Genomic DNA, 13,120 nt, shown 5'->3' with positions numbered 1-13,120 from the left:
GGGATCTGTGCTGTTCAACGAATTACTCACACGCCTTTCACCGACACCTGACCAATACCCTTCTAGACTTCCCGTATCAGCCGAAAACCGGCGCGGGAGAGTGCGATGTGGCGGTGCGTGGGGTTGTTGGGCGTTGTCCTGGCGCTGGGCGGTTGCCAGACCACTCATGAAGACTTGATCGCCAAGGGTTATCCACCGGCCTTCGCCGACGGCTTCGATGACGGTTGCGTCAGTGGCCGGCAAGCGGCGGGTTCGATCAGCGGCGAGTTTCGCAAGAACGTGCCGCGCTATCTCAAGGACCAGCAATACGCCGAAGGCTGGGTCGATGGCTTTCGCCAATGCCAGGCGATGCTGGAAAACAAGGATCGCGAGCAATACCGCAACGAGCATTGGGATGAGCGCGAACGCGCCTGGCAGCAGCAGAAGGATCAGGACGTCGGGCGGGCTTATCGCTCGCAATAGGTCGCTTGCAGACATCCGTTGAAACCAAATGCCGCCAACCATGGCCCAAATCCTTTAATAGGAGGACTTCATGAGTCGCGCATTCGTCAACGAAGACAACGCCGCCGCGCAGGCCGATCAGCCGGTCGAACGCCAGGTCAGCACGCAGCCCAACTACGTCACGCCGCAGGGCCTGGCGCAGTTGCAGGCGAAGGTCGCCGAACTGCAAAGCCTGCACGCCGAGCAAACGGCCAAGGGCGAGCAGGCCGACAAGCAGCGACTGGCGGATCTGCAACGGGATCTGCGGTATTTCACTCAACGCCTGAGCAGTGCCCAAGTGGCTGTCGCCGCGACTTCCACCGACAAGGTGCAGATCGGCAGTTGGGTGACTTTTGCTGACGAGCACGACACAGAACACCGCGTGCGATTGGTCGGTGAGGATCAGGCCGACGCCAGTCAGGGCCTGATCAACTGGGCCTCACCGCTGGGCCGAGCCTTGCTCGGCGCCCGGCTCAATGATGAAGTGTTGTGGCAGCGGCCTGCCGGCGATCAACTGATCGAAGTGATCCGCATCGAACCGGCTTAAACCACGCCTTGCGCCAGCATCGCATCGGCGACTTTGACGAAACCGGCGATGTTCGCGCCCTTGACGTAATTGACCTGACCGTTGTCTTCGCCGTAATGCACGCAGGCGTGGTGGATCGATTGCATGATCGCGTGCAGCTTGCTGTCTACCTCTCCCGCTGTCCACAGCAGGCGCATGGCGTTCTGCGACATCTCCAGACCGCTCACGGCCACGCCGCCGGCATTCGAAGCTTTGCCCGGCGCAAAGAGAATGCCCGCCTCGATTAAGGTATCCACAGCCTCCAGCGTGGTCGGCATGTTCGCGCCTTCGGCAACGCACACGCAGCCGTTGCCCAGCAGCGTGCGCGCGGCCTCGGCATCGAGTTCGTTCTGCGTCGCGCAAGGCAGTGCGATGTCACAGGGCAGCGACCATGGATGCTGTCCGGCGCGGAACTCCAGGCCATGAGCGCCCGCCAATCCGCTGAGGCGCCCGCGTTTGACGTTTTTCAGTCCCAGCAGCGCCCGCCACTGTTCTTCGCTCAAACCGGCTTCGCAATACAGCGTGCCTTCGGAGTCGGACAGGGAGATCACCTTGCCGCCGAGGTCCATGACCTTGCGCGCCGCGTATTGCGCGACGTTACCGGAACCGGAAATCGCCACACGCTTGCCTTCCACCGTCTGCCCGCGGCGCTTGAGCATTTCTTCAGCGAAGTACACGCAACCGAAGCCGGTGGCTTCCGGGCGAATCAGGCTGCCGCCGTAGGTCATGCCTTTGCCGGTGAGGACGCTGGTGAACTGGTTGCTCAGGCGTTTGTACTGACCAAAGAGGAAACCGATTTCCCGCGCCCCGACGCCGATATCGCCGGCCGGCACGTCAACGTCGGCGCCGATGTGGCGGTACAGCTCGCTCATGAACGCCTGGCAGAAGCGCATGACTTCGGCATCGCTCTTGCCCTTCGGATCGAAGTCCGAACCGCCCTTGCCGCCGCCCATGGGCAGCGACGTCAGAGAGTTCTTGAAGGTCTGTTCGAAGGCGAGGAATTTCAGCACGCCAAGGTTTACTGACGGATGAAAACGCAAGCCGCCCTTGTACGGGCCAATTGCGCTGTTCATCTGGATACGGAAGCCGCGATTGACCTGCACCTTGCCCTGATCATCGACCCACGACACACGGAACACCACGGCGCGTTCCGGCTCGCAGATGCGCTCGAGAATCCCCGAGGTCAGGTAATGCGGATTGGCTTCGAGAAACGGCCACAGACTGCGCAGGACTTCCTCGACAGCCTGGTGAAATTCGGGCTGGTCCGGGTCACGTTTTTTCAGGCGCGCGAGGAAGGATTCGACGGATTCGATCATGGGAAAAGTCTCGGCAAATTTATTGTCGTTGGAGGAGATTGGGCCGGACTGTAACAAACGAGTTGCGCACAGGAACAGAGCAAAATGTCGCAGTTATGAAATTAAATGGTGCACAGGATATAAATCAGGCGGTTTTTTGAGCTGATTTTGCACCTGAGTGGGGAGTCTGGATTCAAGCAATGCACCACCAGTTATACAGCTATCGCGAGCAGGCTCACTCCTACAGGGGAACGCATTTCAAATGTAGGAGTGAGCCTGCTCGCGATGGCCACACCTCGGTCCCGCTGAAAAAAACCGGGCAAAAAAAACGGAGCCCGAAGGCTCCGCTCTTTCTGCAACCAACCCGATATCAGGCCAGTTTCTTGTGACGTACCCGGTGTGGCTGGGCCGCTGCTTCGCCGAGGCGTTTCTTGCGATCGGCTTCGTACTCGGTGTAGTTGCCTTCGAAAAACACCGCTTGCGAGTCGTCTTCGTACGCCAGGATGTGCGTGGCGACACGGTCAAGGAACCACCGATCGTGGGAGATCACAATGGCGGCGCCCGGGAAGTCCAGCAGGGCTTCCTCCAGCGAACGCAGGGTTTCCACGTCGAGGTCGTTGGACGGTTCGTCGAGCAGCAGGACGTTGCCGCCCTCCTTCAGGGTCAGCGCCAGGTGCAGACGACCGCGCTCACCGCCGGACAGATCCTTGACGAACTTCTGCTGGTCGCCGCCCTTGAAGTTGAAGCGGCCGACGTAGGTGCGCGACGGGATCTCGTAGTTGCCGATGCGGATCTGGTCGGAACCGTCGGAGATCTGCTGGAACACGGTCTTGCTGCCGTCGAGGTCTTCGCGGCTCTGGTCGACGCAGGCCAGTTGCACGGTTTCGCCGATTTCGATGCTGCCCGAATCCGGGGTTTCCTTGCCCATGAGCATGCGGAACAGCGTCGACTTACCGGCACCGTTACCACCGATCACGCCGACGATGGCGCCCTTCGGCATGGAGAACGACAGGTTGTCGATCAGCACGCGATCGCCGTAACCCTTGGTGACGTTCTTGAACTCGATGACCTTGTCGCCCAGGCGCGGACCGGCCGGGATATAGATCTCGTTGGTTTCGCTGCGCTTCTGGAATTCCTGCGATTGCATTTCTTCGAAGCGTTGCAGACGTGCCTTGGATTTCGACTGGCGGGCCTTGGCGCCTTTGCGCACCCACTCCAGTTCTTCTTTCATGGCTTTTTCATGAGCCGACTGCTGCTTGGACTCCTGGGCCAGACGATCGGACTTGGCTTCGAGCCAGCCCGAATAGTTGCCCTCGTAAGGAATGCCCGCGCCGCGGTCGAGTTCCAGAATCCAGCCGGCAACGTTGTCGAGGAAGTACCGGTCGTGCGTGATCGCGACCACTGTGCCCGGGAAGTCGTGGAGGAAATGCTCCAGCCACGCCACGGAGTCGGCATCCAGGTGGTTGGTCGGTTCGTCGAGCAGCAGCATGTCCGGGGCGGACAGCAGCAGACGGCACAGGGCGACACGACGCTTTTCACCACCGGACAGGTGTTCCACTTTCGCGTCCCAGGCCGGCAAGCGCAGCGCATCGGCGGCGACTTCCAGCTGGCGCTCGAGGTTGTGACCATCGCTGGCCTGCAGGATCGCTTCGAGCTTGGCCTGTTCAGCGGCGAGCTTGTCGAAGTCGGCATCCGGGTCGGCGTAGGCGGCGTAGACCTCGTCCAGGCGCGCTTGCGCATCCTTGATCACGCTGACCGCTTCCTCGACCACTTCACGTACGGTCTTGGCGGGGTCGAGCTGCGGCTCTTGCGGCAGGTAACCGATGTTCAGGTCCGGCATCGGACGGGCTTCGCCTTCGAACTCGGTATCGACGCCGGCCATGATTTTCAGCAGCGTGGATTTACCCGAACCGTTGAGGCCGAGCACGCCGATCTTGGCGCCGGGGAAGAAGGACAGCGAAATGTTCTTGAGGATTTCCCGCTTCGGCGGAACAACTTTGCCCAGCCGATGCATGGTGAAGACGTATTGAGCCATGGAGAACCTTGGGTCAGTGACAGATGAATGATTGGAGCGCAGGCGATGCCTGGCCAGACTGTGCGCGTCGTTCACTTGATCACGATCAATGCGTGCGCGCTGGAAAAAGTCTGATTGTAGGGGCTGGAACGCCCCCGTCTAACCGGCAAAGCTACCTGAATGACCGGTGGCAGTCCAGCCGAGAGGGGCTGGCACTTCGCCACAACTCAAGGCATGCTAGCCGCCCTTCGGGCGTCCGGCTTATAGTGCACGTCGCGCCAGTCCAGCCAAATCGCAGGATCACAGCTTGACCAATGTCACTCCGCCAGCCTCTGTGAGCAGCACCCCACCGGCGCCCGGCTCGCCCCTGCGCGGGACATTGAAGGGGGCGCTGGCCACCCTCGTGCTGTTATTGCTCGCGTTGCTGTTCTGGCAACTGCTCGATCAATTGCGTGAAACCCAGAAGAACCAGCGCCAGTACACCATCGACTACACCGCCGACCTCGCCGCGCAAGTCAGCCTGAACATGGCGCTGAACGCGCAAATCGCCCTCAATCTGCTACCGATCGTCGAGCAACCGCAAACCGCCGACGAACAGCAGATGCTCTTGCGCAAACTGCAGCGCTCGCTGCCCGATCTGCGCAGCATGGCCCTGCTCTCGCCCTCCGGCCGGATCATCAGCGACAGCGCCAGCGACAGCTCCGACGCCGATTACCTGACCGAACTGGTACGCCGCAGCCGCGCCCAGGCGCATTACTTCAGCAACGCCGATGACGGCTCGGTGGTGCACCTGCTGTTGCATCAGGCCAGCGGCAGCAGCCGCGGTTACTGGGCGTTGCGCTTGACGCCGACGTTCTTCGACTCGCTGACCAAACAGGACGCCACCGCCCTGCGCCCATTGTGGCTGGTGGAAAACCGCCTCAATCACCAGATCATCAGCCGCGAAGCCGGATTGCCCTCGGCCAAGGCTGGCGGGCTGACCCCCGACGATGTCGCCAACACCGTGCTGACCGTGCCGCTGAGCAGCAGCGACTGGCAATTGCGCGGGCTGTTCGACCGCCAGCGCGTGCTGGAAGAATTGCTGCCGGCGTTCATCGGCAAATGCCTGCTCGGCCTGGCGTTCTCGATGCTGCCGGTGATTGCCCTGCTCAACATGCGCCGCCGCCAGCGCCAGGTGCATGAAGGCCGGCGGCGCTATCAGGACATTTTCGAAGGCACCGGCGTGGCCTTGTGCGTGCTTGACCTGTCCGGCCTCAAGCAGATGTTCGACAAGGCGCAGATCCAGACCAGCGACCAGCTCAAGGCCTGGCTCGACCAACCGCAGCAGCGCCAGCAATTGCTCGCGGAAATGCGCGTTACCGAGGTCAATCAGGTCGCCCTGCAACTGCTCGATGTGCATTCCTGCGACGATGCCTGGCAACTGCTGATCGACGGCCAGCGCCATCCGCAGTGCGCGATCGGTCAGCAGATCCTCGACGCCGTGCTGCAGCAGCAGAAGCAGCTGGAACTGGAAATCAAACTGCCCAACAGCAATGGCCGCGACCAGCACCTGTGGATGGTCCTGCGCCTGCCGAGCGAGCAGCACGACTATAAAGCGGTGATCCTCAGCATCAACGACATCACCAGCCGCAAGCTGATCGAGCTGTCGTTGCTGGAGCGCGAAGGCTTCTGGTCGGACGTGGTGCGTACCGTGCCGGATCATCTGTATGTGCAGGACGTGATCAGCCAGCGGATGATTTTCAGCAACCACCACCTCGGCCAGACCCTGGGATACAACCGCACTGAACTGCATCAGATGGGCGAATACTTCTGGGAAATCCTCCTGCACCCGGAAGACGCCGACTATTACCATCGTTCGCGGCAGTTGCAGCGCCACGCCGGTTACAGCCAGCTGTTGCAATGCCAGCTGCGCTTCCGCCATCGCGACGGCAAGTGGCGGCGCTTTGACATTCGTGAACAGGCACTGGCGCGGGACAAGCACGATCAGGTCACGCGGATCATCGGCGTCGCCAAGGACATCACCGAACAGATCGAGGCCAGCGAATCGCTGCGTGACAGCGAGCAGCGCTACCGCATGCTCGCCGAAAGCATCAGCGACGTGATTTTCTCCACCGACTCCAAGCTTTCGCTGAACTACGTCAGCCCGTCGGTGCAGGCTGTGCTTGGCTACAACGCCGAATGGATTTTCCAGAATGGCTGGCAATCGACCATCGCCAACCCCGGGCAGTTGAACGGCATCTACACGCTGATGGACCGCGTCAGCAAAGCGCTGGACAAGCCCGAGCAACTGGCGTTGCTGCGCAGTCAGGTGCAAACCCAGCTGTTCCTGTTCGATTGCCTGCGCGCCGACGGCCGGAAGATTCCGATCGAACTGCGCCTGGTGCTGGTCTGGGACGAACACGGCGCGTTCGAAGGCGTGCTCGGCGTCGGCCGCGATATCAGTCAGCAGCGCCGTGCCGAGAAAGACCTGCGCATGGCTGCTACGGTATTCGAGCACTCGACCTCGGCGATCCTGATCACCGACCCGGCCGGCTACATCGTCCAGGCCAACGAAGCGTTCAGTCGGGTCAGCGGTTACACAGTCAGCGAAGTCCTCGACCAATTGCCGAACATGCTCACCGTCGACGAGCAGCAGGACGCGCACCTGCGCTACGTGCTCAAGCAGTTGCACGAGCACAGCACCTGGGAAGGCGAAGTGTGGATGAAGCGCCGCAACGGCGAGCATTACCCGGCGTGGGTCGGCATCACCGCCGTGCTCGACGACGAAGGCGATCTGGCCAGTTACGTGTGTTTCTTCAGCGACATCAGCGAGCGCAAGGCCAGCGAGCAGCGCATCCACCGCCTCGCCTACTACGACGCCCTCACCCACCTGCCGAACCGCACGCTGTTCCAGGACCGTCTGCACACCGCACTGCAAGCGGCCGAACGGCAGAAGTCGTGGGTGGTGCTGATGTTCCTCGACCTCGACCGTTTCAAACCGATCAATGACTCACTTGGCCACGCCGCTGGCGACCGCATGCTCAAGGACATGGCCACGCGTCTGCTGGCCTGCGTCGATGACGACGACACCGTGGCGCGCATGGGTGGTGACGAATTCACCTTGCTGTTGCAGCATCGCTCCAGCCGTGAACTGGCGCTGAACCGGGCGATTCATGTGGCCGAGCAGATCCTCGCCAGCCTGGTGCGGCCGTTCGTGCTCGAGGGCCGCGAGTTCTTCGTCACCGCCAGTATCGGCATTGCCCTGAGCCCGCAGGACGGCAACGAACTCAGCCAGTTGATGAAGAACGCCGACACCGCGATGTACCACGCCAAGGAACGCGGCAAGAACAACTTCCAGTTCTATCAGGCCGACATGAACGCCAGTGCGCTGGAACGTCTGGAGCTGGAAAGCGATTTGCGTCATGCGCTGGAGCAGAACGAATTCGTCCTGTATTACCAGCCACAGTTCAGCGGCGACGGCAAACGTTTGACCGGCGCCGAAGCGCTGCTGCGCTGGCGCCATCCGCGGCGTGGACTGGTGCCGCCGGGGGATTTCATTCCGGTGCTGGAAGAGCTCGGGCTGGTGGTGGACGTTGGCGACTGGGTCATCAGCGAGGCCTGTCGACAGCTGAAAACCTGGCACCAGCAGCGGGTGCGGGTGCCGAAGGTCTCGGTGAACATTTCCGCACGGCAGTTCTCCGACGGCCAGTTGGGCACCCGGATTGCCACCATCCTGCGGGAAACCGGCCTGCCACCGGCGTGTCTGGAACTGGAACTGACCGAAAGTATCCTGATGCGCGAAGTCAGCGAGGCAATGCAGATTCTTGCCGGACTGAAAAACCTCGGCCTGAGTATCGCAGTCGATGACTTCGGCACCGGTTATTCATCGCTGAACTACCTCAAGCAATTCCCGATCGACGTGCTGAAGATCGACCGCACCTTCGTTGACGGCCTGCCGTCCGGCGAACAGGACGCGCAGATCGCCCGGGCAATTATCGCCATGGCCCACAGCCTGAACCTGGCGGTAATTGCCGAGGGCGTGGAAACCCACGAGCAACTGGACTTTCTGCGTGAGCATGGCTGCGATGAGGTGCAGGGTTATCTGTTCGGACGGCCGATGCCGGCGGGGCGGTTCGAGGCGCAGTTCTGCAACGACGCGCTGTTCATGTTCGACTAGAACACGCAATTGTGGCGAGGGAGCTTGCTCCCGCTTGAGTGCGCAGCGCTCACAGGGTTTTGGGGCCGCTGCGCAGCCCGGCGGGAGCAAGCTCCCTCGCCACACAACCACCCGATCACCGCTGATCCCGTCATGAACGCCACTTGTCTGCGACATGATGTCGTTTCATATGTCATCCAAAAGCGGTTGGGTTAGAATGCCCCCCTTTTCTGCCCCCGATCCTTGAGGACCGCCATGTTCAGCCGTGATTTGACTATTGCCAAGTACGACGCCGACCTTTTTGCCGCCATGGAGCAAGAAGCTCAGCGTCAGGAAGAACACATTGAGCTGATCGCTTCGGAAAACTACACCAGCCCAGCGGTGATGGAAGCTCAAGGCTCGGTCCTGACCAACAAGTACGCTGAAGGCTATCCGGGCAAGCGTTACTACGGTGGTTGCGAATACGTCGACGTGGTTGAACAATTGGCCATCGACCGCGCCAAGGAACTGTTCGGCGCCGATTACGCCAACGTTCAGCCGCACGCCGGTTCCCAAGCCAACGCTGCTGTCTACCTGGCCCTGCTGTCGGCCGGCGACACCATTCTGGGCATGAGCCTGGCCCACGGCGGTCACCTGACCCACGGCGCCAGCGTTTCCTCCTCGGGCAAGCTGTACAACGCCATCCAGTACGGCATCGACGCCAACGGCCTGATCGACTACGACGAAGTCGAGCGCCTGGCAGTCGAGCACAAGCCGAAAATGATCGTCGCCGGTTTCTCTGCCTACTCGCAGATCCTCGACTTCCCGCGCTTCCGCGCAATCGCTGACAAGATCGGCGCCTACCTGTTCGTCGACATGGCTCACGTTGCCGGTCTGGTTGCCGCTGGCGTCTACCCGAACCCGGTGCCGTACGCTGATGTCGTGACCACTACCACCCACAAGACCCTGCGCGGTCCACGTGGCGGTCTGATCCTGGCCAAGGCCAACGCCGAGATCGAGAAAAAGCTCAACTCCGCAGTATTCCCGGGCGCTCAGGGTGGCCCGCTGGAGCACGTGATCGCGGCCAAGGCGATCTGCTTCAAGGAAGCGCTGCAGCCTGAGTTCAAGGCTTACCAGCAACAAGTGGTGAAAAACGCCAAGGCCATGGCCGAAGTGTTCATCGCGCGCGGTTTCGACGTGGTGTCCGGCGGTACTGAAAACCACCTGTTCCTGCTGTCGCTGATCAAGCAGGACATCTCTGGTAAAGACGCCGACGCCGCACTGGGTAAAGCGTTCATCACCGTGAACAAGAACTCCGTGCCTAACGATCCACGCTCGCCGTTCGTCACCTCCGGCCTGCGCTTCGGTACCCCGGCTGTGACCACGCGCGGCTTCAAAGAGGCCGAGTGCAAAGAGCTGGCCGGCTGGATCTGCGACATCCTGGCTGACCTGAACAACGAAGCGGTGATCGATGCCGTTCGTGAGAAAGTCAAAGCCATCTGCAAGAAACTGCCGGTGTACGGCGCTTAAGTGCGACGTTAAACCTGCAGCATGAAAAACCGGCCAAGTGATTGGCCGGTTTTTTTTCGCCTGTTGAAAAGATCAAAAGATCGCAGCCTTCGGCAGCTCCTACGGGAAAATCGCATTTCAAATGCAGGAGCTGTCGGAGGCTGCGATCTTGGCTTCTGGACCACCGGTCAGACCGGTCATGCCAATTTCATGCTGCCCACTTGTAATCAGGAAAAACCCAAGCCTAGACTGCGCCTGCACTGGACATACCGGTAAGACCACAATAATTAAGTCCTGAATCCGATGCGCAACGCGTGCGGCAGCCAGGACACCGACCCAGGATTCCTCCCATGCTCAGATGGTGCTCGCGTTCAATCTTCCTTCAAGTGGTTCTCGGACTGATGCTCGGCATCGTCTGCGGGCTGACCCTTCCCGAATACTCCGCCCAACTGAAACCGCTCGGCGATGGCTTTATCAAACTGATCAAGATGCTGATCGGCCTGATCGTGTTCTGCGTGGTGGTCAGCGGCATCAGCGGCGCGGGCGATCTGAAGAAGGTCGGGCGCATCGGCCTCAAATCGGTGATCTACTTTGAAGTGCTGACCACCATCGCCCTGGTGATCGGCCTGGTGTTCGCTTTCAGTACCGGCATCGGCAGCGGCGCGAATATTCATCTTGAGCAACTCTCCAGCGCCGACATGGGCGACCTCGCTGAACGCAGCCAGCACATGCACACCACCACGCAATTCCTGATGGACCTGATCCCGACCTCGGTGATCGGTGCCTTCGCCGACAACAACATTCTGCAAGTGCTGCTGTTCTCGGTGCTGTTCGGCAGTGCGCTGAATCTGGTCGGCGAAGCGGCGTCCGGGATCTCGCGGCTGATCAACGAACTCAGCCATGTGATCTTCCGCATCATGGGCATGATCGTGCGGCTGGCGCCGATCGGCGTGTTCGGCGCCATCGCCTTCACCACCAGCAAATACGGCCTCGATTCGCTGCAACACCTGGGCAGCCTGGTCGGTCTGTTCTACCTGACCTGCGTCGCCTTCGTCGCGCTGATTCTCGGTCTGGTGATGCGCGTTTCCGGCCTGCGCATGTGGCCGCTGCTCAAATACCTGCGTGAAGAACTGCTGATCGTCATGGGCACCGCTTCTTCCGACGCCGTGCTGCCGCAGATCATGCGCAAGCTCGAACACCTCGGTATCGGCAGCTCCACCGTCGGCTTGGTGATCCCGACCGGGTACTCGTTCAACCTCGACGGGTTCTCGATCTACCTGACCCTGGCCATCGTGTTCATCGCCAACGCCACCGGCACACCACTGGCGATGACTGATTTGCTGACGATTCTGCTGGTGTCGCTGATCACCTCGAAAGGCGCCCACGGCATTCCCGGATCGGCGCTGGTGATTCTCGCGGCGACTTTGACCGCAATCCCGGCGATTCCCGTGGTCGGTCTGGTGCTGGTGCTGGCCGTGGACTGGTTCATGGGCATCGGCCGCGCGCTGACCAACCTGATCGGCAACTGCGTCGCCACCGTGGCCATCGCCCGCTGGGAAAAGGACATCGACGTGCAGCGCGCGAACAAGGTGCTCAACGGCGAACAGGGCTATAACTTTCAACCGCGAAAAACCGTCGCTCAGGCGGCGGCCAAAGAATTTTGAATGAGTGCCGTGCCTGCTGATTGGCAGGCACGGCGCAGGGAGCCAATACGTGATTACAACTTCAACCGTCGTCAATTCAGTGGTGGAAAAGCTCCGCGCCGCGTTGGCTCGTGGCCAGTGGCGCACAGGCGACATGCTGCCGGGCCAGCGCGAACTGGCCGAACAACTGGGCATCAGCCGGCCGAGTCTGCGCGAAGCGGTGATCGTCCTCGAAACCCTCGGTCTGGTGCGCTCGATGCCGGGCAAAGGCGTGGTCGTCCTCGATGCGCAACTCAGCGACAGCCAGAGCCACGACAGCGCGGTGGCCGGCGCCAGTCTCGAAGACGTGCTGCAACTGCGCTACACCCTCGAGCCGTTCATCGTCGGGCTGGTCGCGCAATCGATCAGCAGCAAGGAAGTCGGCCAGTTGCGCCTGACCCTGATGGACATGCGCGAAGCCCTCGAGGCCGGTGACAGTGAAGCCGGGGTCAGCGCCTACATCGCCTTCCACGAAGAACTGTTCACGCTGACCTCGAACCCGATTTTCCCGAGCGTGGTACAGCAGACCAGCAACGCCCTCAAGCAAAGCGCCGACGTGTTGCGCAATTCCCCGGAACATCTGGCTGAGCGTCTGGAAGAAAACGAAGCCGTGGTCCGCGCGATCCGCAGCAAGAACAGCGCTCAGGCCAGCGCGGAAATGCGCCGGCACATTCTGCGCGAAGGCCAGCGCATGGGCGTCGAGCTGAATATCCCGGACGACAACCTGCCCACCTGATTTGCCAGGAGAACGGCCATGAACAGTTTTGCTTCAGCCTCGCATGCGCACTCCACTGCCCTGCCCTTCCCTGGCCTGCGCACGCCGGTGGAGGATCTGTATCCGCGAGTGTTCGACGCGATCCTCGAGCAGCGTATCGATGAACACAGCCGGTTTACCGAGGACAGTCTGAAGGCGATGTTCAGTGCCAGCCGCGCCGATGTGCGGCGGGTACTGACGCAGTTGTCCCATGAACAGATCGTGGTGCTGCGCGCCAATCATCGGCCGCGAGTGGCGGCGCCCGATCGAGAGCTGATCCGGCAGACGCTGCATGCGCGGCGGCTGGCTGAAAGCACCCTGGTGCGGTTGGCGTGTCAGCGCTCGCGTGCAGATGAGCTACAACGTCTGCGCACGTTGATCGAACGCGAGAAGCGCGCCGTCGAGCAGGATCGGCGCGGGGCGGCGATTCGCTTGTCGGGGGAGTTTCATCTGCAGTTGGCGCGGATGGCGGGGAATGCACCGTTGGCGCATTTTCTTGACAGTCTGGTGCCGCTGACGTCATTGGCGATTGCGCGATGTGAGGGTTCTACGCACAGTTGTTGCGCCTGGCAGGAACACAAAGCGCTGGTTGAAGCGGTGGAGCGTGGAGACGCTTCCAAGGCTGGCATGCTGATGAATCGGCATCTGGATCATCTTGAGCAGACATTGCTGGGTTCAGACCTTGAGCATTGTGTTGCAGGTTAGAT

Annotated in this window: 9 protein-coding genes; 7 read left to right on the top strand and 2 right to left on the bottom strand. The window is 61.1% G+C overall.

Features of this window, described 5'->3' with window-relative positions:
* Positions 1 to 105: 105 nt before the first annotated feature.
* Positions 106 to 462: a hypothetical protein gene (locus tag AEQ63_RS16260; RefSeq protein WP_064364103.1), complete on the top strand. Its 357-nt coding sequence runs from the start codon at positions 106 to 108 to the stop codon at positions 460 to 462.
* Positions 463 to 532: 70 nt separating this feature from the next.
* The gene (locus tag AEQ63_RS16255) at positions 533 to 1,027 is read left to right on the top strand and encodes a GreA/GreB family elongation factor (protein ID WP_064364102.1); all 495 of its coding nucleotides are present in this window, start codon (positions 533 to 535) and stop codon (positions 1,025 to 1,027) included.
* On the opposite strand, the gene gdhA is transcribed toward AEQ63_RS16255, so the two are convergent.
* Both gdhA and ettA read right to left on the bottom strand, forming a co-directional pair.
* Positions 1,024 to 2,361 carry an NADP-specific glutamate dehydrogenase gene (gdhA, locus tag AEQ63_RS16250; RefSeq protein WP_064364101.1) on the bottom strand — a complete coding sequence of 446 codons (1,338 nt, stop codon included), beginning with the start codon at positions 2,359 to 2,361 and terminating at the stop codon, positions 1,024 to 1,026. The genes AEQ63_RS16255 and gdhA overlap by 4 nt on opposite strands.
* A gap of 349 nt (positions 2,362 to 2,710) precedes the next feature.
* Entirely contained in the window at positions 2,711 to 4,375 is a 1,665-nt protein-coding gene (ettA, locus tag AEQ63_RS16245; protein ID WP_016773108.1) for an energy-dependent translational throttle protein EttA, read from the bottom strand.
* A gap of 286 nt (positions 4,376 to 4,661) precedes the next feature.
* On the opposite strand from ettA, the gene morA reads away from it, so the two are divergent.
* The 5 genes from morA to AEQ63_RS16220 all read left to right on the top strand — a co-directional run bounded on the left by morA (position 4,662) and on the right by AEQ63_RS16220 (position 13,118).
* Complete coding sequence (morA, locus tag AEQ63_RS16240) at positions 4,662 to 8,510, top strand: cyclic di-GMP receptor MorA (RefSeq protein WP_042610513.1); 3,849 nt, start codon at positions 4,662 to 4,664, stop codon at positions 8,508 to 8,510.
* 234 nt (positions 8,511 to 8,744) lie between these two features.
* Complete coding sequence (glyA, locus tag AEQ63_RS16235; protein WP_064364100.1) at positions 8,745 to 9,998, top strand: serine hydroxymethyltransferase; 1,254 nt, start codon at positions 8,745 to 8,747, stop codon at positions 9,996 to 9,998.
* 329 nt (positions 9,999 to 10,327) lie between these two features.
* Positions 10,328 to 11,641 carry a C4-dicarboxylate transporter DctA gene (locus tag AEQ63_RS16230; protein WP_064364099.1) on the top strand — a complete coding sequence of 438 codons (1,314 nt, stop codon included), beginning with the start codon at positions 10,328 to 10,330 and terminating at the stop codon, positions 11,639 to 11,641.
* 49 nt (positions 11,642 to 11,690) lie between these two features.
* Complete coding sequence (locus AEQ63_RS16225; RefSeq protein ID WP_064364098.1) at positions 11,691 to 12,395, top strand: FadR/GntR family transcriptional regulator; 705 nt, start codon at positions 11,691 to 11,693, stop codon at positions 12,393 to 12,395.
* An 18-nt stretch (positions 12,396 to 12,413) separates the two neighbouring features.
* Positions 12,414 to 13,118, top strand: a complete 705-nt coding sequence (locus tag AEQ63_RS16220) for a GntR family transcriptional regulator (protein ID WP_042610516.1) — start codon at positions 12,414 to 12,416, stop codon at positions 13,116 to 13,118.
* The last annotated feature ends 2 nt before the right edge of the window (positions 13,119 to 13,120 follow it).

Origin of the sequence: Pseudomonas sp. RIT-PI-o (assembly GCF_001297215.1) — a bacterium.
Classification (GTDB): domain Bacteria; phylum Pseudomonadota; class Gammaproteobacteria; order Pseudomonadales; family Pseudomonadaceae; genus Aquipseudomonas; species Aquipseudomonas moraviensis_A.
The sequence above is the reverse complement of the archived record's forward strand: the minus strand, read 5'-3'. Positions and strand labels throughout refer to the sequence as shown.

Bases quoted from the DNA above. Each gene is read 5' to 3' on its own strand.
- AEQ63_RS16260 (WP_064364103.1), top strand. From the start codon at position 106: ATGTGGCGGTGCGTGGGGTTGTTGGGCGTTGTCCTGGCGCTGGGCGGT.
- glyA (WP_064364100.1), top strand. From the start codon at position 8,745: ATGTTCAGCCGTGATTTGACTATTGCCAAGTACGACGCCGACCTTTTT.
- AEQ63_RS16255 (WP_064364102.1), top strand. From the start codon at position 533: ATGAGTCGCGCATTCGTCAACGAAGACAACGCCGCCGCGCAGGCCGAT.
- ettA (WP_016773108.1), bottom strand. From the start codon at position 4,375: ATGGCTCAATACGTCTTCACCATGCATCGGCTGGGCAAAGTTGTTCCG.
- AEQ63_RS16220 (WP_042610516.1), top strand. From the start codon at position 12,414: ATGAACAGTTTTGCTTCAGCCTCGCATGCGCACTCCACTGCCCTGCCC.
- gdhA (WP_064364101.1), bottom strand. From the start codon at position 2,361: ATGATCGAATCCGTCGAATCCTTCCTCGCGCGCCTGAAAAAACGTGAC.
- AEQ63_RS16230 (WP_064364099.1), top strand. From the start codon at position 10,328: ATGCTCAGATGGTGCTCGCGTTCAATCTTCCTTCAAGTGGTTCTCGGA.